General features: G+C 75.2%; 18 protein-coding genes. 3 read left to right on the top strand and 15 right to left on the bottom strand.

The annotated features are described in order from the left end of the window. Positions 1–74: 74 nt before the first annotated feature. Together H299_RS39325 and H299_RS0126000 are read right to left on the bottom strand one after the other, a co-directional pair. Positions 75–2,258: a hypothetical protein gene (locus H299_RS39325; RefSeq protein WP_037760579.1), complete on the bottom strand. Its 2,184-nt coding sequence runs from the start codon at positions 2,256–2,258 to the stop codon at positions 75–77. Positions 2,259–2,671: 413 nt separating this feature from the next. After that, positions 2,672–4,063, bottom strand: coding sequence for an NsdA family TPR-like regulatory protein (locus H299_RS0126000; RefSeq protein WP_027750800.1), 1,392 nt, complete (start codon positions 4,061–4,063; stop codon positions 2,672–2,674). Positions 4,064–4,498: 435 nt separating this feature from the next. Between H299_RS0126000 and H299_RS36325 the strand changes: the two genes are divergently transcribed. Then, positions 4,499–5,149, top strand: a complete 651-nt coding sequence (locus tag H299_RS36325; RefSeq protein WP_051262909.1) for a bifunctional DNA primase/polymerase — start codon at positions 4,499–4,501, stop codon at positions 5,147–5,149. Between the two features lie 341 nt (positions 5,150–5,490). Here the strand turns inward: H299_RS36325 and H299_RS36320 are convergent, their stop codons facing one another. From H299_RS36320 to H299_RS0125970, 5 genes are all read right to left on the bottom strand, one after another. After that, positions 5,491–6,828 carry a serine/threonine-protein kinase gene (locus tag H299_RS36320; protein WP_486587422.1) on the bottom strand — a complete coding sequence of 446 codons (1,338 nt, stop codon included), beginning with the start codon at positions 6,826–6,828 and terminating at the stop codon, positions 5,491–5,493. A 186-nt stretch (positions 6,829–7,014) separates the two neighbouring features. Beyond that, complete coding sequence (locus tag H299_RS0125985; RefSeq protein ID WP_078513045.1) at positions 7,015–8,739, bottom strand: transporter; 1,725 nt, start codon at positions 8,737–8,739, stop codon at positions 7,015–7,017. Next, the gene (locus H299_RS0125980; protein WP_486587421.1) at positions 8,736–9,692 is read right to left on the bottom strand and encodes an ABC transporter ATP-binding protein; all 957 of its coding nucleotides are present in this window, start codon (positions 9,690–9,692) and stop codon (positions 8,736–8,738) included. Before H299_RS0125980 ends, H299_RS0125985 begins: the two co-directional genes overlap by 4 nt. 160 nt (positions 9,693–9,852) lie before the next feature. Then, entirely contained in the window at positions 9,853–10,782 is a 930-nt protein-coding gene (locus H299_RS0125975) for an alpha/beta fold hydrolase (RefSeq protein WP_027750797.1), read from the bottom strand. 588 nt (positions 10,783–11,370) lie between these two features. Continuing rightward, positions 11,371–12,066 (bottom strand): iron-dependent transcriptional repressor DtxR, encoded by a 696-nt coding sequence (locus H299_RS0125970; protein WP_027750796.1) that lies wholly within the window; start codon positions 12,064–12,066, stop codon positions 11,371–11,373. A 162-nt stretch (positions 12,067–12,228) separates the two neighbouring features. On the opposite strand from H299_RS0125970, the gene H299_RS0125965 reads away from it, so the two are divergent. Beyond that, positions 12,229–12,981, top strand: a complete 753-nt coding sequence (locus tag H299_RS0125965) for an SIS domain-containing protein (protein WP_027750795.1) — start codon at positions 12,229–12,231, stop codon at positions 12,979–12,981. Positions 12,982–13,018: 37 nt separating this feature from the next. On the opposite strand, the gene H299_RS0125960 is transcribed toward H299_RS0125965, so the two are convergent. The 3 genes from H299_RS0125960 to pdxH form a co-directional block, all read right to left on the bottom strand. Beyond that, a complete protein-coding gene (locus H299_RS0125960) occupies positions 13,019–14,536 on the bottom strand; it encodes a PAS domain-containing protein (RefSeq protein ID WP_027750794.1) in 1,518 nt (505 codons plus the stop codon). 417 nt (positions 14,537–14,953) lie between these two features. Continuing rightward, positions 14,954–15,322, bottom strand: a complete 369-nt coding sequence (locus H299_RS36315) for an SCO4225 family membrane protein (RefSeq protein WP_051262844.1) — start codon at positions 15,320–15,322, stop codon at positions 14,954–14,956. A 134-nt stretch (positions 15,323–15,456) separates the two neighbouring features. Continuing rightward, complete coding sequence (gene pdxH, locus H299_RS0125950; RefSeq protein ID WP_027750793.1) at positions 15,457–16,092, bottom strand: pyridoxamine 5'-phosphate oxidase; 636 nt, start codon at positions 16,090–16,092, stop codon at positions 15,457–15,459. A 470-nt stretch (positions 16,093–16,562) separates the two neighbouring features. Between pdxH and H299_RS0125945 the strand changes: the two genes are divergently transcribed. Then, positions 16,563–17,675 (top strand): citrate synthase 2, encoded by a 1,113-nt coding sequence (locus H299_RS0125945; protein ID WP_027750792.1) that lies wholly within the window; start codon positions 16,563–16,565, stop codon positions 17,673–17,675. A 127-nt stretch (positions 17,676–17,802) separates the two neighbouring features. On the opposite strand, the gene H299_RS0125940 is transcribed toward H299_RS0125945, so the two are convergent. The 5 genes from H299_RS0125940 to H299_RS36310 all read right to left on the bottom strand — a co-directional run bounded on the left by H299_RS0125940 (position 17,803) and on the right by H299_RS36310 (position 24,169). Beyond that, positions 17,803–18,399, bottom strand: a complete 597-nt coding sequence (locus tag H299_RS0125940) for a TetR/AcrR family transcriptional regulator (protein WP_027750791.1) — start codon at positions 18,397–18,399, stop codon at positions 17,803–17,805. Further along, positions 18,387–19,202 (bottom strand): enoyl-CoA hydratase family protein, encoded by an 816-nt coding sequence (locus H299_RS0125935; protein WP_027750790.1) that lies wholly within the window; start codon positions 19,200–19,202, stop codon positions 18,387–18,389. The genes H299_RS0125940 and H299_RS0125935 overlap by 13 nt, the downstream gene beginning before the upstream one ends. Then, complete coding sequence (locus H299_RS0125930) at positions 19,199–20,773, bottom strand: 4-coumarate--CoA ligase family protein (protein WP_027750789.1); 1,575 nt, start codon at positions 20,771–20,773, stop codon at positions 19,199–19,201. Before H299_RS0125930 ends, H299_RS0125935 begins: the two co-directional genes overlap by 4 nt. Before the next feature lie 112 nt (positions 20,774–20,885). Continuing rightward, positions 20,886–22,070: an acyl-CoA dehydrogenase family protein gene (locus tag H299_RS0125925; RefSeq protein ID WP_037760572.1), complete on the bottom strand. Its 1,185-nt coding sequence runs from the start codon at positions 22,068–22,070 to the stop codon at positions 20,886–20,888. Continuing rightward, a complete protein-coding gene (locus tag H299_RS36310) occupies positions 22,067–24,169 on the bottom strand; it encodes an ATP-binding protein (protein ID WP_051262843.1) in 2,103 nt (700 codons plus the stop codon). Before H299_RS36310 ends, H299_RS0125925 begins: the two co-directional genes overlap by 4 nt. Positions 24,170–24,210 lie beyond the last annotated feature (41 nt).

Genomic DNA, 24,210 nt, shown 5'->3' with positions numbered 1-24,210 from the left:
GCTCGGGACGGGGCCGGCTCGGCACAGGGCGGGGCGCGCGCACCGGGGCGCGCACCGCCGCCGTGGAGCCTCTCTCAGAGCTGGGTGAACTGGCGCTCGCTGAGGCCGTACTTCTTGGCGGTGGGGTTCCAGAGCCCCGCCGCCTCCTTCTTCGCACTGGTCGCCTCGCCGCTGGCCCGGGTGCCCGCCGCCTGCTGGTCGGTGGCACGCGCCTTGCCCTTCGGGCAGCCCTTCTTGCCCTTCACCTGGCCCGCCCAGGCCGCGTACGCCTCGTCGGCGCGCGCGGAGGCCCGCCAGGCGCGGGTGAGCGAGGAGTTGAGATCGGCGCTGTCGGGCACCTTGCCCAGCTCCAGTTCGCCCAGCTTGGTGACCAGCCCGTTGCGCTGCACGGCGGCGGCCCGCAGGTCGCTGGCGGCCACGTCGAGCTTCTTGCACTGCTTGATGTTCTCGACCGCGTTGATCACCGTGGTGCGGCTGTTGTTGCTGGACTCCAGCAGCTTGTCCAGCTTCTTCGCCTGCGTCTCGGCCGCGGACACCGCGGGCTTCTTCGAGGCGGTGGGCGAGGGCGAACTGGACGCCTCGGGGCCGCCGCCGTCCTTGGCGTCCTTCTCCCCGTCGCTCCCGCCGCCCCCGCTGAGGGCCGCGCCGACGACGAGCCCGAGCGCGATCACCACGGCCACGCCCACGCCCATGAGCACCGCGGGCGAGGTGGCACCACGGCCGCGCCCGCCGCGCCCGCCGCGTCCGCCCCGCTCGGCGGTACGGCGCGCGGCCCGGCCCTGCGGCTCGGGCGGCACGGCGGCGTGCGGGCGCTGGGGCGGGAACTGGCCGTGCTGCGGGTGCTGCTGGGGTTGCTGGTGCGGTTGACGCTGCTGCTGGTGCGGGGGTTGCTGCTGCGGATGCCCGGCGGCGGGGTCGAAGAGGGGCATGCTCTGGGTCGAACCGGGCTCACCCGCGCCGGGGGGCTCGCTGCGGAAGAGGCTGTCGAACTCGGCGAGCGGCTGCCGGTCCTCGGGCGCGCCGGGCCGTATCCCGTACGGGGCGCCGGACGGCGGGGGCGGTGCGGCGGCGCGCTCCGGAGGCCCGGCCGGGGGCTGCTGGCCGGGGCCGGCCTCCGGCGGCAGCGGGCTGCGCAGCATCGCCGCCGCAGCGGCGTCACCGCCGCCCGGCTGGGGCGGCAGCAGCTGGGTGGCCTCGGCGGCGGACTCCGGCCCGGAATGCGTTCCAGGCTGCGGCCCGGCACTCCCGGCACCTCCAGCGCTGAACGGCGGGATGAGCTGGGTCGATTCGGCGTCGGGGCTACCTATGGGGGGCTGGGGGCGCAGCTGTTCGGTGAAGGCGTCCTGCGGCAGCGGGCTGCCGGGCGCACCCGTCGGCCACGCCTGCGGCTGCATGGGGGCCCGGCCCGGCGGCGTCGGCGGCTGGGCCGGTGGCGGGGTCGGCATCTGGCCCGGGGCGTGGCCCGGTGCCTGCCCCGACGGCTGGGCCGGGGGGAGCGGCCCGGCGCGGTGCGCGCCGGGCGGGCGAGCGTTCCGCAGGGACCCCAGTGACAGCTTCTGCGTCGACTCCCCGCCCCCGTCGGCGGACGGCCCGGACGGCACCGGTGGGAGCAGCTGGGTGGCGTCCGAGTCCCCTGCGGGCGGCGGGAGTTGACCGGGCAGGCCGCCGGGCGGAGGCGTCGGGGGCGCGGGCGGCGGGAGTTGACCGGCCTGCCCGCCGTAGCCAGGGGCACCAGTCCCCGGCGGCAGCCCTGCGGGCGCGGTCGCCCCGGGCGGCAACTGCCCTCTCCCGGGCCCCGGCTCGAGGCCCTGCGGCGAACCTCCGCCGTACGAGGGCGGCGCGGCGGGACCGGGCCGGCCGGGCACCTCGGGCGCGCCGTGCCGCCCGTGTCTGCCGGTCCTCTGCCTGCCCGCCGGACCCGGCTCGGCGCCCGGGAGCGGCTGACCGGTCTGCGACCGCGCTCCGCCTTGCGGCAGAGCACCGCCGTACGACGGCGGCACGGCCCGCGGCGCGACCGGTGGCGGCGGGCCCGGCTGGGCGTGGCCCGCCGTCCCGCCGTACGTCTGCGCACCGCCCGGCGGCGCCGCCGGAGGCTCGTCGGCCGGGCCCCACGGCTGCCCCCAGGGCTGCCCCTGGGCCGGCTGCGGGGCGTCCGGCTGCCGTCGCTGGTCGGGGTCCCACGGCTCGCCGCTCGACGGCAGAACGACCCCCTCGTAGGGGGGCTCCTCGCTCTGCCCGTGTCCGCTGTGCGTTGTCACCGGGACTCCTCGATAAGCCTGACTTCCGGAACGGTCGGCTCACGCTACCGGGTCCCCGGAACCGTCGAACACGCCCCCGATCGAGGGCCACCTCCCCATTCCCGCCATCACACACCAATGCCGACAGATCGCCCCCCGGGGACCGCCCCGCAGCCGCTCGCGGAGCCGCCCGGAGATCACCTCCCGGGCCGCCGGGCCGCCGGGGGAGCCCGGCGCGCACCCCCTGCCTTGCCGGAGCCGTCCGCGTCCGCCCCGTACGGGGACGCGCCTCCGCCTCGCGGACGCGCCCGGCTCCCCGGGACCGCCGGGAAGGAGGCCGGGAGACGAAGTGAGCAGGGGGTTCTCCCCGGCCCGCGAGACCGAGGAGAACCGACGCAGCACCTCCCGTACCTCCCGTCGCCCCGTCAGGGGTGCTAGGCCACCGCCCTCAGCTCCACCCGGGCCGTGAACTCGGCGACTGCCGGCACCTTCGCGTACGGCACCAGGCGCTGCTGGAAGTCGTCCAGGTATTCCGCGCCCCGGTCGGACCGCAGTCCGGCGAGGATTTCGGCCGCCTTCATCCCGGTATGGCAGGCGTGTTCCACCTCACGCTGCCGCAACTGCCCGTCCGCGAGCAGGAAGAGCCCGATGGCCCGGCGCCGGGCGCGGCCTTCCGGCAGCGCGTCGAGCGCCTCCCGGGCCCGTTCGACGGTGCCCTGCGGCTGGCGCAGGTCGCGGTGGCAGTGGGCCAGTTCGTCGGCGAGGTAGGCGCGGTCGAAGTGCGTGATCCACACCGGATCGTCGCCCGCGCCGGACGTGCCCTCGGCCTGGTCCAGCGCCCGCAGCGCCTGCCCCGCCACCAGCTGGCAGGACCGCGTGTCCCCCATCAGCGCGTGCCCGCGCGCCTCCGCCGCCAGGAACATCGACTGCGCGCGGGGCGTGACCTGCCCCCGCGCACCTTCCTGGGCGGCGCGCGCCAGCTGCGCGATCTCGCGCGGGTTGCCGAGGGCGGCGGCGAGGTGGCTCATGCTCGCGGCCAGCACGTACCCGCCGTACGCGCGGTCACCGGCCGCCTGGGTCAGGCGCAGCGCCTGGATGTAGTAGCGCTGCGCGAGGCCGGGCTGACCGGTGTCCACCGCCATGTAGCCCGCGAGTTCGGTGAGCCGGGCGACGGCGCCGAACAGCGCCCGCCCGACCTCCTCCCGGTACGAGCCCGCCAGCAGGCCGGACACCACGCTGTTGAGGTAGTGCACGACGACCGGGCGGACGTGCCCGCTGCCGTGCCGGTGGTCCAGCCCCGAGAGGGCCTCGGTCATCGACCGCACGGCGGCCACGTCCGCCATGCCCACCCGCCCGCCGGACGTCCGCGACACCTGGTCGTCGGGTGCGGTGATCAGCCAGTCGCGGCTGGGCTCGACCAGCGCGGTGGTCGCGACCGTCGAGCCGGTCAGGAAGTCGCGTCGGCCGACGTCGCTGCGCCACAGCTCGCACGCCTGGTCGACGGCGCCGGAGACCGTGGGGGCGAACTGGAGGCCGATGCCGGAGGCGAGGTTCTTGCCGTTCGCCATGCCGATCTCGTCGAGCGTGACCGCCCGGCCCAGCTTGCGGCCGATCGCCTCGGCGATGACGGCGGGCGCCCGCCCGCGCGGCTGCTGCCCACGCAGCCAGCGGGCCACTGAGGTCTTGTCGTACCGGAAGTCGAGCCCGTGCTCCGCGCCGCAGACGTTCACGCGGCGGGCGAGCCCGGCGTTGGAGCAGGCGGCCTCCTGGATGAGTGCCTGGAGCCTCTCGTTCGGCTGCCTCGCGACCAGCGGCCTGGCGGCCATGTGATCCCCCTTCTTCCGTCATGCTCCCGAATGCCATGGATGATCACTGCCCAGCGCATATACCGGGAATTCCGGCACAACACGGCGCAATGGACCAGAGGGTCACTACCCGCGCACCACGAGTTACCTCCCCGCGCGCCCCCGACGATGCCCCGATGCGCCCCGGATGACGGAACGTTGCTGCGCGTGCCGTCTTTCGCGCCCCCGTAACCCTTACGGGTGAGGCGAGTTGGGAACTGCGTGGAAGAGACCAGCGGAATCACCGCATCCGTCATCACGGGCGCCCCGGGCGCCCCCCTTGCCCCCCGCCCCTCCCGGACCGAGCCGCCGGCCCGCACCGCCGCCCGCACCGCCCGTACCGCCCGCACCGCCGGTGCGGCCCGCACCGCCGACGGCAGTCCCGCCTTCCCGGCGACGGCCACCGCGCTCGCGCCCATACCCCGCCGCCCCGCCGCCGCGCCCCTGGACCACGCGCTGCGGTACGCGGAGGAGCGCCGCTGGGACGTCTTCCCCGGCACCTGGCTGGATTCCGACGGCGGCATCCCGCGGTGCAGCTGCGGCGACGGCGCGTGCCCCGCGCCCGGCGCACATCCTGCGGGCGCACGCTGGGCGGACGAGGCTACGGGGAGCGCGAGCGGCGCGCGGCGGATGTGGGCCGGGGAGCCGCGGGCGTCCGTACTCCTGCCGACCGGCCGCACGTTCGACGCCCTGGAGGTGTCCGAGGACGCGGGCTGCCTGGCCCTGGCCCGGCTGGGCCGCACGGGCGCCGCGCTCGGCCCGGTCACCAGCGCCCCGGACGGGCGGATGGCCTTCTTCGTGCAGCCCGGCGCCGCGCCGAAGGTGCCGGGGCTCCTGCGGAAGCTGGGCTGGTCGCCCGCCCGGCTGGACCTCGTCGCGCGCGGCGAGGGCGGCTGGCTGGCGGCGCCGCCGACCAGGTTCGGCACCCGGGGCGCGGTGCAGTGGGCGCAGCGGCCCTCGGCCGCGAACCGCTGGCTGCCGGACGCGGCAGAGCTGCTCCCGGCGCTGGCGTACGCCTGCGCGGCGACCCGACCCGCACCCGCAGGCGCGGCGGCACCCGCGGCGTGACGCGATCCGGTCCCCGCTGCGGCACGCCGCGCCGCAGCGGGGGCTGCCGACCGGGTGGCGGAGCCGTCGGGGCGAGCGAGGCCGCGCGGGGCCTGCACGCCGCCCGGCAGGGGTGCGCGTCCGCCGTGCGGTCACCGTCGCGCAGCAGCCGCAGCGGCCCGTACCGTCCCGCTCACCGCGTCCTCCGCTGCTCGACGGCGGCAGCGGCCCCCTCAGGCCACCAGCGCGGGCAGGCAAGGCGGGTCGGGCTGCGGGGTCTGCTCCTGGCTTCGTCAGTCTGACGGTACGGACCTGTGCTCGCCCCAGCGTCGGCAGACGTCTCCAGCGTCTCTCGGCAACACTCAGCTCCTCCCGAGGTTCCAGGCGTGGACGGAACGGGCGGTCAGGGTGTCAGCGTGATCGGCGCCCAGCACACGTGTCTTGTCGGTGACGACCTCGGACATCAGACGGGCCGCCTCCGCGTGCTCTCCGGCATGCCCGAGTTTCCACGCGTGGTTGTGGCGGGCGGTCAGGGTGCGGGGGTGGTCGGCACCCAGCACACGCGCCCGGTCCACCGCCAGCGCAGCGAACAACCGCGCCGACTCCGCATGCTCCCCGGCCTGCCCAAGCTCCCACGCGTGATCCTCGCGGGCACCCAGGGTGTCGGCGTGATCGGCACCCAGCACACGCGCCCGGTCCACCGCCAGCGCAGCGAACAGCCGGGCCGCCTCTCGTGACCCGGTGGTACCGCTCGTTCCTTGCTCCTGCTGGTGGCCGGCCGGAGCACCTCGCCGCGATACGGCTGTCGTGGAAGTGGCTTGTGCGCTGGTGAGTTCGGTGTACGGCGCGGTGGACGTTGTCACGCGTGTGTGGATGAGTGTGGTCACGGCCCGCGGCCATGGCCGGGTATCGGAGACATCGTCGGGCGGGTCCCAGTGTGAGGTGATCCGCTCCAGGAGTTGCTCGGTGCTGGGCCGGTCGCCGGAGTTCTTCTCCAGGCACGCGGCGACCAGAGCGCGTAGCGGGTCCGTCAGCCCGTCCAGTCGTGGCTCACCAGTGACAACGCGGTGCAGGACGGCCAGCGGCGGGCCCTGGCCGAAGGGGTCATGTCCGGTGGCCGCGAAGGCGAGCACGGCTCCGAGGGCGAAGACGTCACTGGCCGACCCCACCTGGGCGCCTTCGGCTTGTTCGGGGGCCATGAAGCCCGGCGTTCCGATAGCCGTGCCCGTTCCCGTCAGTGCGGTGGCGTCCATCGCCCGGGCGATCCCGAAGTCGATCACGCGTGGGCCGTCTGCGGCCAACAACACGTTCGACGGCTTGAGATCACGGTGGAGCAGGCCTTCTTCGTGGATGGCCTGCAACGCCTCGACCAGCCCCGCCGCCAAGGGCCACACCGAGCCCTCCGGCAGCCCCCCGGCCTTGGCCACAGCCTCGGCCAGGGACGGTCCAGGGACGTAGACCGTCGCGATCCACGGCAGGTCGTCCTCCGGGCCGGCGGCCACCACCGGCGCGGTGAACGCACCACCGACAACTCGTGCGGCGGCCACCTCTCGCCGGAAACGACGCCGGAACTCCGACTGCCGTGCCAGATGCGGATGCACCACCTTCACCGCCACCGCCCTCCCGCCCGGCGAACGCCCCAGAAACACCTCCCCCATCCCGCCCGCGCCCAGCCGGCCACGCAACACGAAGTTACTCACGCGCACCGGATCCCCAGCCGCCAGCGGCTCCATGGCGCCCCTCTCTACCGGAACAACACACACCAACAACCAGTCGGGACCTACCCAACCATCAAAGCCCGACCGCCCAGTTCGGAACAGGCCCTTCCGGCGACGGGCTCGTGCGTCTCCGCCGTCCGAAGCGACGCTCCACGCCCGCTGACCGGGTCAGCCCCGGCTCACCGCGGTCAGGATCTCCGGCAGCCGCCCCGCCACCCGAGGCGCCAGCACCCGCAGCGCGACCGCGCACAGCGCCGCCCCGTACGCCGCGCCCAGCGGCAGGACCAGCCACAGCGCGCCGTGCGCGCCGGATACGTGCAGCCAGACCGTGAGGGCCAGCAGCGGCGTGCTCAGCAGCCCGCCGGCGAACATGCCGCCGAAGATGCTCAGGTACGCCAGCGACCCCTGCCCCGGCGCGACGTTCTTGTTGCTCTCCTGCGGGATGGAGTACGGGAAGTAGGCGGAGGAGACCACCCCGGTGGCCAGCAGCGCGCCCAGCAGGGCAAGCGCGAGGCCGAGCACCTCGGGCAGCGAGGCCCAGTCGTCCAGCAGCAGCGCGGAGAGCACCGAGACCGCGGCCACGTACGGCACCCCGACCAGCGCGACGGCCAGCAGCCGTCCGCGCAGTTCCACCGCCGCGTCGCGCGCGGAGGAGATGGTCGAGGCCACCAGCCAGAAGCCGGAGCTGTCCTGCCCGAACTGGTTGTACATCTGGAGCCCGAGCATGCCCGCCGCCCAGCAGGCGTTGTACGTGCTGCCGTTGCCCTGCACCGCGAAGACCACCGGCAGCAGGATGCCCACGCCCAGCGAAGCGCCCCAGCCCACCTTCGTCTTGGGGTCGCGCCAGGCGTAGCGCAGCGTCCGCAGCGCGACCGCGCCCGTACGGCCGCCGGGGAGCAGCCGGGCCACGCCCCGGGAGCGGGCCCCGGCGCCCGGCGCGTCCCCGTCGGCGCCCCGGCCCGCGCGCCGGGGTGCGGGGGCGGTCCGGAGCGTCGAGGCGTCCGGGGAGGTCATCAGGCGCTCCAGGCCACGCCGCCACCACCACAGCGTGGCCGCGAGCGCCGCGCCGGAGAGCGCCAGCTGCGCCAGCGCCGTGCCGTACGAGCCGTCGCCCGCCGCCCGTACGGCCCCCACCGCGGCGGCAGGCGGCACCCAGCGCAGCACGTCGGCGGCCGGTTCCAGCACGGAGAGGCCGTCGGGCTCGGACAGCTTCTGGAAACCCAGGTTGAGCAGCTGCGCGCCGACCGCGATGAGCAGGCCGCTCAGCAGCGCCAGGTCGCGCCCGCGGCGGCTGGTGAGCAACCGGACGTTCGCGGTGGCCACCGCCCGCGCCAGCGCCACGCACAGCAGCAGCGCCAGCGGCAGCGCGAGCACCGCGACCGCCGTCCCGGCCCAGCCGTGCGCCACCGCGACGACCGAGCCGAGCAGCAGCGTGAAGGTGAACACCGGCCCGATGCCGACCAGTGAGGCCGCCAGCTGCGCCGTCACCAGCGGGCGCGGGCGCAGCGGCAGCATCACCAGCCGGGTCGGATCGAGCGTCTCGTCCCCGCCGGGGAAGAACAGCGGCATCACCGCCCAGCCCAGCACGAGCAGCGCGGTCAGCGGGACGACGACGGCTTCGGCGTGCTCGTGGCCGCGCAGGAAGACCAGTCCGAGCAGCTGGAGGGCGGCGACCAGCAGGGCCAGCACGACGGAGGTGACGAAGGCGGCGGTGCGGGTGGTGGACTGGTGCAGGCCGTTGCGCAGGAGCGACAGCTTGATGCGTACGAAGACGGGGGCGGGGTGCGGCGTCGCGCCCGTGCCCGGTGCCGGGGCCGCCGCGGGGGCGCCGCCCGTGCGGGGGCCGTCGGCGGGGCGCGGGCCGTCGTCGGCGGGGCGGGTCGGGGTGCTCATCGGGCGCCGCCGCCCAGCCAGTCCAGGCCGTCACCGGCGTCGGCGCGGGCGCCCGCGCCGACGAGTTCGAGGAACGCCTCCTGGAGGGACGGCGCCTCGCCGCGCACCTCGGCCAGCGTGCCCTGCGCGCGTATGCGGCCGGTGGCCATCACCGCGACCCAGTCGCACAGGGACTCGACCAACTCCATGACATGACTGGAGAAGACGACCGTGGCGCCCGAGCCGGTGTAGCGCTCCAGCACACGCCGGATCGTCTGTGCGGACACCGGATCGACGCCTTCGAACGGCTCGTCCAGGAAGAGGACCTCGGGATTGTGCAGCAGCGCGGCGGCCAGACCGATCTTCTTGCGCATGCCGGTCGAGTAGTCGACGACCAGCTTGTGCTGGGAGCCCGCGAGATCCAGCACGTCCAGCAGCTGGGTCGTACGGCGGTGCACCTCGTCCTGCGGCAGGCCGCGCAGGGCGCCCAGGTAGTCGAGCAGTTCACGGCCGGACAGCCGCTCGAACAGCCGCAGCCCCTCGGGCAGCACGCCGATCCGCGACTTCACCGCGACGGGGTCCCGCCACACGTCGTGCCCGGCGATCTCGACGGTGCCCGAGTCGGGCCGCAGCAGGCCGGTGATCATGGACAGGGTGGTGGTCTTCCCCGCGCCGTTGGGACCCACGAGCCCGACGAACTGCCCTGCGGGCAAGTCGAGATCGATCCCGCCGACGGCGATCTGCTCGCCGAACTGCTTCCACAGCTGCCGCACCCGCACCGCGGGCGCGGGCGGCTCCGGGGGACGCGGCGAGCCGTCCGCGGTGCCGAAGGAGGGGACCGCGCCGTCCTTGCCGATGACGCCGCGGGGCGGCGTACGGGAGGCGCGCGGGCCGCCCGTGCCCGCCGCTCCGCCCATGCCCGCCGCGCCGCGCGCCCCGTCCGTGCCGTTGCCGTCGTCCTGCTCGCCTGCCATGCGCGCCGCGCCTCCCGCCGTGCCGGAGCGACCGGTCACGCCCCTCCTGGACTGCCACGATAGGCACGGCCCACCACCGGTCGGCAAGGCGTCTACGGGCCCGTCGCCCGGCCCGCACCGCACCGACCGCCGCCCCGCCCAGCGGCGACGTGCCCAGCGGCTACGTGCCCGGGGGAAGCGCCGCCTGGAGGAACGGCTCGACGACGCGCCGCCAGCCCTCCGGCTGGTCGTAGTGCACCAGGTGCCCCGCGTCCGGCACCTCGGCGTAGATGCCGCGCGGCAGCACCCGGACCATCTCCTGTGCCTCCGCCCGGCCCAGCTCGCCGTCGATGCCGCGCACGACGAGCGTGGGGCACTGGACCTGCGCCAGCTCGTCCCAGTGCGCGTCGTGCACCCAGGTCTCACGGGCCCGCAGCATCTGGTCCGTGGAGAACACCGGCCGCCAGCCGTCCTCCTGCTCCGCCATGACCTCCGTGAAGAACTCCCCGCGCGTGGGCCGGGGCCGCTCCAGCCGCGGATCGTCCTCGCCGAACCACTTGCGTACGTCCGCGAGCGTCGCGAAAGGCACCGGCCACGACTCGTACCAGCCCTCCCACTCGCGCTGCGACTGCTCGCCCAGCGCGGACGCGCGCATGTCGCAGATGACGAGGGCCTGTACGAGGTCGGGCCGCTTGGCCGCGAGCTGCCAGGCCGTCAGCGCGCCCATGGAGTGGCCGACGAGCGCCAGCGGCGCGAGGTCGAGCTGCTCGATCGCGGCCTCCGCGTCCTCCACGTAGGCGTCGCGCTCGTGGCTGGCGTCGGCGGGCTTCTCGCTCTGGCCGTGGCCGCGCTGGTCGAGGCCGATGGCGCGATAGCGCGCGGAGAGCCAGCGGGCGGTGTCCGCCCAGTGTGCCGCCCGGCCCATCAGCCCGTGCAGCAGCAGCACCCCGCTCGGCTTGCGCGGCTGTCCGGCCGCACCGGCGGACTGGTGATCCCGATGATCCTGGTGACCGGCATGACCCGCCCCCTGGTCACCCTTGGGCGGGTCGGCGAACTCCCACGCGGCGAGCCGGTTCCCTTCCGGGCCCGTCACGTCGATACGTCGCACCATGCGTCCTGGCACCCCCACTCCGTCTGGCCGCCGCGCAGCCCGCTGACCACGGCGCACGCTATCGAGCTTCTGTTCGAACACGTCGGTTTTCGGGTCAACGACCCTCGTTCGAGTGACCTCACGGCAGGGTTGACCGCAGCCACCCAGGGGAGACAGCTACCGGGGCGACTGACCCTGGGAGCTCGGGGCTCCGGGTCGTCGCGGGGGGAAACGGGGAGGCGAGGCTCCGGCAGCCGAGGGCTCGGGAGCCCCGTCTCCCCCCTCGCCGTCCGGCCCCCGGGCCGCCGCTCCTCGGCCCGCACCCCGGCCCTCCGTACCCCACCCGGCCGTACTCCACCCGGCCGCGCCGCGCCCGGCCACCGCCCCCGTGCCATCCCGCCCGCGCCATCCGACGGCTCCCCTTCCGCACACCCGTCAGTGAGTAGCGACAGCGTGACACGATGCAGTCACAGCCGCTCGCATTCCGGCAACATAGGTATGCGCCGGACCAGTTGGGAAGAAGACGACCGGACAGGAGTCCGCCCGGCCCGCACTGGCAGCCGAACCCGGCTGGTCTCCCGCTCCCTGCGGCCGCCCCCGCGACGGCGCTCAGCGCTTGGCGACGAAGACGTGCGCCGCCACCGCCGACTCCAGCTCCGCCGCCTCTCCGCTGCTGCCCACCTGGACGCCTCCGCCCGCCCCGGCGGTCACGCTGACCACCGCTCCGGGCTGCACGCCCGCCCGGCGCAGCGTGTACATCAGCTGCGCGTCCGCCTGGATCGGCTCCCCGATGCGGCGCACGACGACGGTCTTGCCGTCCGCCCCCGGCCGCAGCTCGGAGAGGCTGACCATGCTGTCGTCCAGGAACGGGCCGGCCTCGGCGGTCTCGCCCAGCTCCTCCAGCCCCGGGATCGGGTTTCCGTACGGCGACTCGGTCGGGTGCCGGAGCAGTTCGAGGACGCGGCGCTCGACCGCCTCGCTCATCACGTGCTCCCAGCGACACGCCTCCGCGTGCACCTGCTCCCACTCCAGCCCGATCACGTCGACGAGCAGACACTCCGCCAGACGGTGCTTGCGCATCACGCGCGTCGCCAGCCTGCGGCCCTCGTCGGTCAGCTCCAGGTGCCGGTCACCGGCGACCTGGACCAGGCCGTCCCGCTCCATCCGGGCCACGGTCTGGCTCACCGTCGGGCCGCTCTGGTCGAGGCGCTCGGCGATGCGCGCACGCATCGGGACCACGCCCTCCTCTTCCAGCTCCAGGATGGTGCGGAGATACATCTCCGTGGTGTCGATCAATCCGGACATGCGTGCCCCTCGTCGTTCGGTGCGGTGGCCCCGGACTCAATTCTGACGCATCCCACCGACAACCGGGCCGATCGGGACGGGTTGCCATATTGACAGGGCACTGGCCCAGACCTCACCGTGTTCGCGGCAAGGTCCGGAACACCTACAAAGGGAGCCGTGCGCATGGGCGAGAGCAAGCTGGCAGCGGACTTCTTCGACGCCTCCATCGGCCTTCTCCAGGAGGTCAGGGACGCCGAGGCGGCACCCATCACCGCTGCGGGCACGCTGATCGCCGACGCCGTCGCCACGGGCGCCCGGATCTTCGCGTACGGCGCGGGGCACTCCGCCCTGCCCGCCCAGGACGTGGTCTACCGCGCGGGCGGCCTCGCCGTGATGAACCTGCTGTCCGTGCCCGGTGCGGCCGCGAACACCCTGCCCGCGACGCTCAGCAGCGCGCTGGAGCACGTCGTCGGCCTGGCGGGCACCGTGCTGGACGCCAGCCCCGTCGAATCGGGCGACGTGCTGATCGTCATCTCGCTTTCCGGACGCAACACCCTGCCCGTCGAGATGGCCTCGCACGCCCGCTCCCAGGGCGTGCGGGTGATCGGCGTCACCTCCGTGCGGTACGCGGACTCCACCACCTCCCGGCACTCCAGCGGCACCTTCCTCAAGGACCACTGCGACGTCGTCCTCGACAACCACATCCCGGTCGGCGACACCGTGCTGACCGCGCCGGACTTCCCCGCGCCGTTCGCCCCGGCCTCGACGGTGGTCACCAGCGCCCTGATGCAGGCCGTCGTCGCCACGGCCGCGGGCGAGCTGGCGGCGCGCGGGATCGCGCCGCCGCTGGTCCGCTCGGGCAACGTGGACGGCGGGCTGGAGTGGAACAAGCGCGTGATGGCGGAGTACGCGGACCGCATCTTCTACCTCGACTGATCCGGGCGGGCGTTTGCCCGGACGGGCGGACGGGCCGTCAGCGCAGCGCCCGCGCCAGGTCGACCGCCGACGCGACCCGGACGGCGACGTCCTCGGCGTACGCCGCGTCCGCGCGGTCGAAGCTGCGGCGGCCCGCGCCGCGCAGGAACGTCGCGACACCGAGCGTGCGCCCCCGGCTGCGCAGCACCGCGCACAGGCCGTGCACCGTGCCGTCGGGCCATTTGCGCGCCGCCGCCCACCCCGCCGTCGCCGCCGCGTCCCCCGCCGCCGAGGCGGCCCCGCCGACGCTCGTACGGACCGAACCGCCGCGCTCGTACGCCTGTATGGCCGGATGGCCCGCCCCGTACCCCAGGGGGATGCCGCTGCGCAGACTTGGTTCGGCCGGCGGCCACAGGCCCGGCGCCGAGGCCGGGCTGACCGCGGCCCGCACCAGCCTGGTCGGCACCGGCCCGCCCGCCGCCGGGTCGCCCGCCACCGGGTCTGCCTCCGCCTCGCGGCGCGGGCCGAGCACGGCGGCGTCCAGGTCCAGCAGGGCGTGGTCGGCGAAGCCCGCCAGCGCGAAGTCCAGGTGCAGGGAGGCGGCCTCCATCGGGTCCTCGCACTCGGCGGCGGCCCGGGCGGCGCGGTGCAGCTGGGTGTCGCGGAAGCGGGCCCGCGAGGCCTCGCGCTCCTTGCGCTTGCCCTGCGTGACGTCCTGGAACAGCCAGGCCACGCCCAGCGGCACGGGCTCCTCGGCCAGCGGCGAGGACAGCCGTACGAAGCCGCTGCGCCAGCAGCGGCGGGCGGCGCCGTCGGCGGACGCGGCCCGTGCGTCGCCGCCGCGCCGCGCCTCGCCCGCGCGGGCGGCGCGCAAGGTCACCCAGATCTCCTCCGGCGCGGGCGGCGCGCCCTGCGCCAGCACGTGCTGGAAAGCGGCCTCCAGCTCCTCCAGGCCCTCGTCCAGCAGTTCGCCCAGCGGGCGGCCCAGCAGCGCCGTGCGGGAGACGCCCAGGGCCCGCGAGGCGTGCAGGTTGACCACCGCGGGGCGCAGGTCGGCGTCGACCAGCACGACGCCCCAGGAGGCGTCCGCCAGGAGCGCCTCGCTCAGGGCGATGGAGCGCTCCAGGTCGATCTGCGCGTGCACCTCGCCGAAGGCGCAGTACACGCCGCCGGGGCGGCCGTCCGGGCCGGTGACCGCGGAGGTCTGCGCGCGGACGAGGACGCGGCGGCCGTCCTTCGTCATCAGCGCGAACTCGTGCACCTGCCGGCCCGGCGCGTCCCGCGCGGCCAGCAGGCGGGACTCGACGTCGGGGGCGTCGGCCGCCAGCGCGGCCCAGCCCGCCAGCCCGCGGCGGCCGATCGCCTCCTCGGGGGCCCAGCCCAGTACGCGCTCGGCCTCGCGGTTCCAGTGGGTGACGACGCCGTCGGCGTCGAAGGCGCAGAGCGCGGCGTCCATGCCTTCGAGGAGGACGGCGAGCAGCAGCTCGTCACCGGCCCCGCCACCCCGCCCGCGCGCGGCGGTATCGCCCCCGCCGCCGGCGGAGTGTTCGGAGTGGGTCTCTGGCTGAGCAGTCACCTGGCACCCCCGGCTGGACGCTGATCGCTGCGACTCTGCGGCACGCACCGATCATTCAACTCGAACGTGACTCAGCGCACACCGGATTCGCACAAATCGTTGCCGCCCCGAAATTCCCTTGCGGGTGTGACGGGTGGTGCCTAACGTTCTCCGTACACGAGAAGGGAGGTGGTTCGGTCCGATGATCAGTAACCGGACGCGTGAGGTGACTGCGGCCTAGCGCCGTCGTCACAGCGTGACGCCGGCTCTGCCGGCCAATCCCAGCAGTCACCCGACCCGCGGGCCCGTCGGACTCGTCCGATCGGCGCCCTTCCGCTCCGGCGGGAGGGAGCAGCCCGCGGGTCGTCTGCTTTTCCCCTGCGGCCGACCGGCCGCTCCGGCCACCCGGCCCGTTCCGCCTCAGGTGGCTTCTCCGGCTCAGGTGGCGGCGGTGCCAGAGGCACGGCCGCCCCCGGAGCGGCGCGGGCCCGGGCCGCCGGTGGCGCCGCGCACCGCCCAGCCGACGAGGCCCAGCAGCGCCGCCTGCACGAGCGCGGCACCTGCCACCGCGCCGAACAGCGCGGGACCCCCGACGTCGCCGGCGAGCGGCAGCAGCACGGTGGGCAGCGTCAGCAGCAGCATCCACACCCCGGACAGGGTCGCGTCGGCGTGGTCCACGAAGGCCATGTCGAACGCGGCGAAGGCCATCGCGGCGGCGACCAGTCCCAGGTACGCGAGCGCGTAGCCGGAGGAGAGGCAGTCGAGGGCGAGTCGTGCGCAGCCGCGAAGCCGCTGGCGGAAGTCCATGGTCTGCTCCTTCGGTGTCGTCGGAGCCAGCCTGGCCGCCCGCGGGCGCCGCCGCCTGAGTACGGATACTCATTGGCGTCATCCGCGCACGCGGCGCCCGCTCCCGTCACCCCGGCCCGCCCGCGCCGCGCCGCTCACGGGCAGAGCCGCTCCACCGTCCAGCCGCCGCCCCCGCCCTCGCCCCCGCTGACGAAGCGCAGCCGGTCGTGCAGCCGGTTCTCCCGCCCCTGCCAGAACTCCACGGCCTCCGCCACCACCCGGAAGCCGCCCCACTGCGGCGGCGCCGGCACGTCCTCGCCCTCCGGGTAGCGGGCCGCCAGCTCCTCGTACATCCGGTCCAGCTCCTCCCGCGCCGCCACCCGCGAGGACTGCTCGCTCGCCCAGGCGCCCAGCTGGGAGCCGTGCGGGCGGGTGCGGAAGTAGGCGGCGGTCTCGTCGCGGCCGATGCGCTCGGCACGGCCGGAGACGATCACCTGGCGGGCGATGCCGTGCCAGGGGAAGAGGAGCGAGACGTAACGGTTGGCGGCGATCTCGCGGCCCTTGCGGGAGCCGTAGTTGGTGAAGAAGACGAAGCCGCGCGTGTCGTACTGCTTCAGCAGGACCGTACGGGAGCTGGGCCGGCCGTCGGTGCCGACGGTGGAGAGGACCATGGCGTTCGGCTCGTGCAGGCCGCTGGCGGCGGCGTCCTCGAACCAGCGGGCGAACTGGCCGTACGGCTCGGGCGCGAGCGCGCTCTCGCTGAGCCCCGCCTCCCGGTAGCGGGCGCGCATGGCGGCGGGATCGAGGCTGGCGGCACCCGCGTGGGCGCGGGCCTGGGCTGGGGCGTCATCGGCGTGGGACACGCGCATATCTTGTCGTATCCACGGACCGGCGATGCCTCAGTCTGCCCGGTCTTCGCCACCCGTACACCTCTGGCACCACCCTCACGCGCTGTGCCTCTTGTCACGCACCGTGCGCATGTGGCGAACCCGCCAAAATCGCTTCCTCACCGCTGTGGCCTCCACATATCGCGCGTATCGTGGCCCGTCCGGCCCGGGCTGGGTGACCACCGGCACTACGGGGCATCACCACGGGTACCGGAAACAGTCCGCAGGCCGACACACGTCGTACATCGCGCGCCCGCCGGCGGAACCGTTCCGGCACCTCCCGGAACACACCTGGAAGCTGACCTGACCCTGGTCACCAGTCGTCGTCGACCTGTCGGCAGCATCTGCCGGCACCATCACGAGGGAGCCGCCTGATGTCCGATTTCGTACCCGGGCTCGAAGGAATCATCGCGTTCGAGACGGAGATCGCCGAACCCGACAAGGAGGGCGGCTCGCTCCGCTACCGAGGCGTGGACATCGAGGATCTCGTGGGCCAGGTCTCCTTCGGCCACGTGTGGGGCCTGCTCGTCGACGGCGGCTTCAACCCCGGGCTGCCGCCCGCCGAGCCGTTCCCCATCCCCGTCCACTCCGGTGACATCCGGGTGGACGTGCAGTCCGCGCTGGCGATGCTCGCGCCCGTGTGGGGCCTCAAACCGCTGCTCGACATCGACGCGGAGCAGGCGCGCGACGACCTCGCCCGCGCCGCCGTGATGGCCCTCTCCTACGTCGCGCAGTCCGCGCGCGGCCAGGGCGTGCCGATGGTGCCGCAGCGGGAGATCGACAAGGCGGAGACCATCGTCGAGCGCTTCATGCGGCGCTGGCGGGGCGAGCCGGACCCCAAGCACGTCGCGGCCGTCGACGCGTACTGGACCTCGGCCGCCGAGCACGGCATGAACGCCTCGACGTTCACCGCCCGGGTCATCGCCTCCACCGGCGCGGACGTGGCCGCCTCCCTCTCCGGCGCCGTCGGCGCGATGTCCGGCCCGCTGCACGGCGGCGCGCCCTCGCGGGTCCTCGGGATGATCGAGGAGATCGAGCGCACGGGCGACGCGAAGGCGTACGTCAGCAGGCAACTGGACAAGGGCGAGCGGCTGATGGGCTTCGGGCACCGGGTCTACCGCGCGGAGGACCCGCGGGCGCGGGTGCTGCGCCGTACGGCCAAGGAACTGGGCGCGCCGCGCTTCGAGGTGGCGGAGGCGCTGGAGAACGCGGCGCTGGAGGAGCTGCACAGTCGGCGCCCGGACCGCGTGCTGGCGACGAACGTGGAGTTCTGGGCGGCGATCGTGCTGGACTTCGCGGAGGTCCCGGCGCACATGTTCACCTCGATGTTCACCTGTGCCCGTACGGCGGGCTGGTCGGCGCACATCCTGGAGCAGAAGCGCACGGGCCGGCTGGTACGGCCCTCCGCACGCTACGTGGGGCCCGGCTCCCGCGACCCGCGCGAGATCGAGGGCTACGGCGACATCACAGGGCTCGCCCGCGCGTGACACGGCCCGGGCGTCGCGCGTTCATGCGCGCGGCCCGTACGTCCGTGTGCGGGTGCGGCCACCGGGTGGCCGCACCCGCACACGGACTCCGGCGCGCGGCAGCCGGCTGAGGGTCTTGGCGGCCCGGTCAGCGGCGCAGTGCCGCGGACACCAGGTCCGCCCACTGCGCCACCACCCGCTCGCGGCGCGCGCTGTCGTCGCGCAGCAGGTTGGCCAGGCCCAGGCCGCGTGCCATGTCCAGCAGCCCCTGCACGGTCTCGCGTACGCCCGGGACGCGCTCGTCGGCGCGCAGCAGCCGCACGGCCATCCGGTGGGTCTCGCGGCCGATGCGCGCCTCCAGCGCGGCGACGCGCGGTCCCAGTTGCGGTTCGCTGGACGCGGCGACCCACAGGTGCAGCGCGGCGCGGAAGAGCGTGCCGGTGTAGAGGCCGACGATCGCCTCGACGGCCGCCTCCGTGCCGTCCGGGGAGGGCACGTCGCGCAGCACCGCCGAGCGCTGCTCCGCGACGTACTCGACGGCTGCGGTGAACAGGTCCTCGCGGGTGGGGAAGTGGTGCTGCGCGGCGCCCCGGGAGACCCCGGCGTACTCGGCGACGAGCGTGACCGTGCTGCCCGACCAGCCGCGCTCGGCGAGGCAGGTCACGGCCGACTCCAGCAGCCGCTGCCGGGTGGCACGGCTGCGGTCCTGCTTGGGGGCCGTGCCGCGGTCCGTCAGCGCACCCATCCCGGTTCCCGTCGTTCGAGGAAGGCGGACATGCCCTCCCGTGCCTCGTCGGAGGCGAACAGCCGTGCGGAGAGCGCTGCGAGGCTATCGGTGTCCCGGTCGAACGCGCGCAGCACCTCCACCGTGGCCAGGCGCTTGGACTCCGCCAGGCCCTGCGGGGAGCCGCGCCGCAGCCCTTCCAGTACGGGCGCCAGCGCCTCGTCCGGGTCGGGCGCGGCCAGCGTCACCAGGCCGATGCGGGCGGCCTCGGCGGCGTCGAAGCGCTCCCCGGTGAGGAAGTAGCGGCCCACCGCGCGGGGGTCGAGGCGGGGCAGCAGCGGCATCGAGATGACGGCGGGCGCGAGGCCGAGGCGGACCTCGGTGAACGCGAACGTGGCGGTCGGCGCGGCGGCGGAGATGTCGCAGGCGGCGAGCAGCCCGGTGCCGCCCGCGCGGACGTGGCCGGTGACGCGGGCGACGACGGGCTTGGGGAAGGCGACGACGGTGCGCAGCAGCCGGGCCAGCGCCCGCGCGGGCGCGTCCGGCGCGTCCGGCGCTTGCTGCGCGTCCGCCGCGGCGTCGCGCGCCGCCTCGCCCAGGTCCGCGCCCGCGCAGAACGTGCCGCCGGTGTGGGTGAGCAGCACCGCCCGCGTCTCCGCGTGCGCCGCCGCCGAGGCCAGCCCGTCGTACAGCTCGCGCACCAGCCGCCGGGAGAGCGCGTTGCGGTTGTGCGGCGAGTCGAGGGTCAGCGTCGTCACGCCCCGCTCGTACGCGCCGCGCACCAGCGGGGCCTCGGGCGCGGGCGCGGGCCGGGCGCCGGTCACGCGAACCGCTCCTTCGCCCGCAGCCGCCGCCGCAGGATCTTGCCGCTGGCGGCCCGCGGCACGGCGACCACGAACTCCACCCGCCGCACCTTCTTGTACGGCGCGACGCGCTCCGCGACGTACGCCAGCACCTCGTCCGCCGTGACCTTCGCGCCGGGCCGCCGGACCACGAACGCCTTGGGCACCTCTTCGCCGTCGTCGTCCCGGACGCCGATGACGGCCGCGTCCGAGATGCCCTGGTGGCCCAGGAGCACGGCCTCCAGGTCGGCGGGGGCGACCTGGTAGCCCTTGTACTTGATGAGTTCCTTGACCCGGTCCACCACGAACAGCCAGCCGTCGGCGTCCACCCGGCCCACGTCGCCGGTGCGCAGCCAGCCCTCCTCGTCGATCATCGCGTCGGTCTCCTCCGGTCTGCCCAGGTAGCCCTTCATCACCTGCGGTCCGCGAATCCAGATCTCGCCCTCGGCGCCCGCCGCCAGGTCCCGGCCGGAGCCGTCCAGGGCAACGATGCGCATCTCGGTGCCGGGCAGCAGCTTGCCGACGGTCCCCGGCGGCGCGTCGGCGGCGGCGCGCGGCACGACGTGCGTGCCGGGGGAGAGTTCTGTCATGCCGTACGCCTGCATCACGGCGGGCAGGCCCAGGCGGCGGGCGCAGGCGGCGGCCAGTTCGGCGTCCAGCGGGGCGGCGGCGCTGACCAGGTACTGGACGGACGAGAGGTCGTAGCCGTCGACGGAGGGGTGCTTGGCCAGGGCCAGCACCAGCGGCGGGGCGACGTAGAGGGCGGTGACCCGGTACTTCTCGATCGCGCCGAGGAAGTGCTCCAGTTCGAAGCGCGGCAGCACGACCACCGTCGCGCCGCCGCGCAGCGGCGCGTTCATCAGCGCGGTCAGCCCGTAGATGTGGAAGAGCGGCAGCACCGCCAGCACCCGGTCCCCGGGGCCGCTGGGCATCAGGGCGCTGACCTGGGCCAGGTTGGTGGCGATGTTGCGATGGGTGAGCATGACGCCCTTCGGGGACGCCGTGGTGCCCGAGGAGTACGGCAGCACCGCCAGGTCCGCGGCGGGGTCGACGAAGACCTCGGGGTCCGCGTCCGCGCCCGCGAGGGCGAGGACGGAGCGGTGGCCCTCCGAGCGGTCGCAGACGAAGATCTCGCGGACGCCCCCGGTGCGCTCCGCCGCGGTGCGGGCGACGTCCAGCAGCGAGGAGACGGTGACGATCCAGCGCGCGCCCGAGTCGTAGAGCTGCCCGGCGAACTCCTCGGGGGTGGACTGCGGGTGCACGGTGGTCACCGCGGCCCCGGCCCGGCTGACCGCGTAGAAGACCGCGGGGTAGAGCAGGGCGTTGGGGCTGTGCAGGGCGACCACGTCGCCCCGGCACACCCCGGCGTCGACCAGCCCGGCGGCGATCCGCCGGGTGAGGCCGTCGAGCTGTGCGTAGCTGAGGGTGGTGCCGTCGGCGGCGTCGATGAGCGCCGCCCGGCCGCCGTGCGCGGCGGCGGAACGGCCGAGGACGGCCTCGTGGATGGGCAGATCGACCAGCGGGACATCGGCGTACTCGCTGCGGAACACCATGGCGGCACCTCCGGGTCGGCCCGGCTCGCGACGGGCGGTCGGCGTCTGCGTGTGCGGGGGTCTGAGTGGCTGTGGTTGTGGCTGTGGCTCTGTGGGTGCGGGCGGGCGGGGATCAGTAGGACTTGGGCAGCCCCAGGCTCTGGTGGGACACGTAGTTGAGGATCATCTCCCTGCTGACGGGGGCTATGCGCGCGACGCGCGCGGCCGTCACCAGGGACGCGAGGCCGTACTCGCGGGTGAGGCCGTTGCCGCCGAGGGTGTGCACCGCCTGGTCGACGGCGCGTACGGCGGCCTCGCCCGCCGCGTACTTGGCCATGTTCGCCGCCTCTCCCGCGCCGGTGTCGTCGCCCGCGTCGTAGAGCCAGGCCGCCTTGCGGGTCATCAGGCGGGCCAGCTCGATCTCAATGTGGGCCCGCGCGAGCGGATGCGCAATCGCCTGGTGCGCCCCGATCGGCTGCTTCCACACCTGGCGCGCGCGGGCGTACTCGACCGCGCGCGCCACCGCGTACCGCGCCATGCCGAGGGCGAAGGCGGCGGTCATGACGCGCTCGGGGTTGAGCCCGGCGAAGAGCTGGAGCAGCCCCGCGTCCTCGTCGCCCACGAGCGCCTCGGCGGGGAGCCGCACGTCGTCCAGGACCAGTTCGAACTGCTTCTCGGGGGCGGCCAGTTCCATGTCGATGAGGTGGCGGGTGAAGCCGGGGGCCTCCCGGGGGACGATGAAGAGGCACGGCTTCAGGCTGCCGCTGCGGGCGTCCTCGGTGCGGCCGACGACGAGCGTCGCCTCGGCGATGTCGACGCCGGAGACGAAGACCTTGCGGCCGGTGAGCATCCAGTCCGTGCCGTCCCGGCGGGCGGTGGTGGTGATGCGGTGCGCGTTGGAACCGGCCTCCGGCTCGGTGATGCCGAACGCCATCCTGCGGCTGCCGTCGGCCAGTCCGGGCAGCCACGCGCGGCGCTGGGCGGCGGTGCCGAAACGGGCGATGACGGTGCCGCAGATGGCGGGCGAGACGACCAGCATGAGCAGCGGGCAGCCCGCGTGGCCCAGTTCCTCCAGCACGATGGCGAGTTCGCTGATGCCACCGCCCCCACCGCCGTACTCCTCGGGCAGGTTGACGCCCAGGTATCCGGCTGCGGCGGCGTCGGCCCACAGCTCGTCGGTGTGCCTGCCCGCGCTGACGGCGTCGGCGAAGTAGGCGCGGCCGTAGCGCCTGCCGAGGGCGCCGACGGCGGCGCGCAGGGCGCGGTGCTCGTCGGTCTCCAGCAGGGCGTCGGCGGCGCTGCGGGTGCGGCCGGTCATGGCGGTACCTCCCGGGTCGGGGCTGCGGTCCCTGGCGTCTGCGGCGCGGCGCGGTCGGCGGGCCCGGTCGGCGCGTCGGGCGCATCGGTCGCGGTCGGCGCCTGGTCGGGGTGGACGACGGCCAACACCGTCCCCACCTGCACCCGTTGGCCCACCGTGGCGTGCAGCGCGTGCAGCACGCCGGAGGCCGGGGCGGTGCAGCGGTGCTCCATCTTCATCGCCTCCAGCCACAGCAGCGGCTGCCCCGCCGCGACCCGGTCGCCCACCGCCAGCCCGTCGGCGACCCGTACGACGGTGCCGGGCAGCTGGGCGAGGAGCGAGCCCGGTGCGGTACGGGCCTGCGGTGCGGCGAAGCGGGGCAGCGCGGTGAAGGCGTACGCGCCGAACGCGGAGTCGACGTGGACCGCGGGGCCGGTGCCCGCTGCCGAATAGGTGCACACCTCGAACTCCCGCCGTACTCCGCCGACTTCCAGCACGACGGCTCCCGGGGCGGCGGCGAGCGGCCGTACGCCGGGGAAGCCCTCGGCGGTGAAGGCGCCGTCGCGCTCCTGCCGGTAGTCGACGTCGTACCGCGCGCCGCCGGGCTCGGCGCGGTAGCTCTTGCGCTGCGGGCGGGTGGGCAGGTTGCGCCACCCGCCCAGGCGCGCGGCCACGGACGGCGCCGCCCGGCGCGCCGCCGCGTCCGCGAGCGCGGCGGCCAGCGCGGCCAGGGCGGCGGGGTCGGGCGCGCCGGCCGCGCGGGCGGGGGGCGCGGTCAGCGCGGCGAGGTGCCGGCCGTAGAACCCGGTGTCCGCCCGTGCCGCCTCGAACTCCGGGTGCCGCAGGGAGCGTACGAGCAGCTCGCGGTTGGTGACCGGGCCGTGGATGCGGGCCCGCTCCAGCGCGCCGCCCAGCGCGCGTACGGCCGCGCGGCGGGTGGGGGCCCAGGCGACGACCTTGGCGAGGAGCGGGTCGTAGTGCACGGAGATCTCGTCCCCGTCCGCCAACCCGGAGTCCACGCGCACCCCGCAGTCCACCCGCACCCCGACGCCCGTGCCCGCACCGCCGGTCGGCACCACCAGCCGGTGCAGCGTGCCCGCCTGGGGCTGCCAGCCGCGGGCCGGGTCCTCCGCGTACAGGCGCGCCTCCACGGCGTGGCCGCGCGGCGGCGGGGGCTCGGCGGGCAGCCGTTCGCCCTCCGCGACGCGGATCTGAAGGGCCACCAGGTCCAGCCCGTACACGCACTCGGTGACCGGGTGCTCCACCTGGAGGCGGGTGTTCATCTCCAGGAAGTACGCCCGGCCGCGCGCGTCCACCAGGAACTCCACGGTGCCCGCGCCCCGGTAGCCGACCGCGCGGGCGGCCCGTTCCCCGGCCGTGCACAGTCCGGCGCGCAGCGCCTCGTCCAGATCTGGCGCGGGGGCCTCCTCGATGACCTTCTGGTGGCGGCGCTGGAGGGAGCAGTCCCGGGTGCCGAGCGTCCAGACTGTGCCGTGCGCGTCGGCGAGCACCTGCACCTCGACATGGCGCCCGCGCTCGACGTACGGCTCGACGAATACCTCGCCGTCCCCGAAGGCGGCGGCGGCCTCGGCCCGTGCGGCGGCGATCTCGCCGGGCAGCGCGGCGAGTTCGCGCACCAGCCGCATGCCGCGGCCCCCGCCGCCGGCGGACGCCTTGACCAGCAGGGGCAGTTGGTCCGCGCGCGCCGACTCCGCCGGGACGGAGGCCAGCAGGGGTACGCCCGCGGCGGCCATCAGCTCCTTGGCCCGGATCTTGTCGGCCATGGCCGCGACCGCCTCGGGCGGCGGGCCGATCCAGGTCAGGCCCGCGTCGCCGACGGCGCGGGCGAAGGCGGCGTTCTCGGCGAGGAAGCCGTAGCCGGGGTGTACGGCGTCGGCGCCCGCCGCGCGGGCCGCCGCGACGGCCAGGTCACCGCGCAGGTAGGTGTCGGCCGGCGCGGCGCCGGGCAGCCGTACGGCGGCGTCGGCCTCGCGTACGTGCGGGGCGTCCGCGTCCTCGTCCGCGTAGACGGCTACGGTGGCGATGCCCAGCTCCCGGCAGCTGCGGAAGACGCGGCGGGCGATCTCGCCGCGGTTGGCGACCAGTACGGACCGGATCACTGCGGCCTCACCTCTCGCTCCCTCCTGCTCAATTCTCCTGC

This window comes from Streptomyces sp. CNH287 (assembly GCF_000424825.1).
The sequence above is the reverse complement of the archived record's forward strand: the minus strand, read 5'-3'. Positions and strand labels throughout refer to the sequence as shown.

What these genes read in the sequence shown, in the direction of transcription:
- H299_RS0126000 (WP_027750800.1), bottom strand. Translation starts at nt 4,063, where the DNA reads ATGGCCGCCAGGCCGCTGGTCGCGAGGCAGCCGAACGAGAGGCTCCAG.
- H299_RS0125985 (WP_078513045.1), bottom strand. Translation starts at nt 8,739, where the DNA reads ATGAGCACCCCGACCCGCCCCGCCGACGACGGCCCGCGCCCCGCCGAC.
- H299_RS0125980 (WP_486587421.1), bottom strand. Translation starts at nt 9,692, where the DNA reads ATGGCAGGCGAGCAGGACGACGGCAACGGCACGGACGGGGCGCGCGGC.
- H299_RS0125975 (WP_027750797.1), bottom strand. Translation starts at nt 10,782, where the DNA reads ATGGTGCGACGTATCGACGTGACGGGCCCGGAAGGGAACCGGCTCGCC.
- H299_RS0125970 (WP_027750796.1), bottom strand. Translation starts at nt 12,066, where the DNA reads ATGTCCGGATTGATCGACACCACGGAGATGTATCTCCGCACCATCCTG.
- H299_RS0125965 (WP_027750795.1), top strand. Translation starts at nt 12,229, where the DNA reads ATGGGCGAGAGCAAGCTGGCAGCGGACTTCTTCGACGCCTCCATCGGC.
- H299_RS36315 (WP_051262844.1), bottom strand. Translation starts at nt 15,322, where the DNA reads ATGGACTTCCGCCAGCGGCTTCGCGGCTGCGCACGACTCGCCCTCGAC.
- pdxH (WP_027750793.1), bottom strand. Translation starts at nt 16,092, where the DNA reads ATGCGCGCCCGCTACCGGGAGGCGGGGCTCAGCGAGAGCGCGCTCGCG.
- H299_RS0125945 (WP_027750792.1), top strand. Translation starts at nt 16,563, where the DNA reads ATGTCCGATTTCGTACCCGGGCTCGAAGGAATCATCGCGTTCGAGACG.
- H299_RS0125940 (WP_027750791.1), bottom strand. Translation starts at nt 18,399, where the DNA reads ATGGGTGCGCTGACGGACCGCGGCACGGCCCCCAAGCAGGACCGCAGC.
- H299_RS0125930 (WP_027750789.1), bottom strand. Translation starts at nt 20,773, where the DNA reads ATGGTGTTCCGCAGCGAGTACGCCGATGTCCCGCTGGTCGATCTGCCC.
- H299_RS0125925 (WP_037760572.1), bottom strand. Translation starts at nt 22,070, where the DNA reads ATGACCGGCCGCACCCGCAGCGCCGCCGACGCCCTGCTGGAGACCGAC.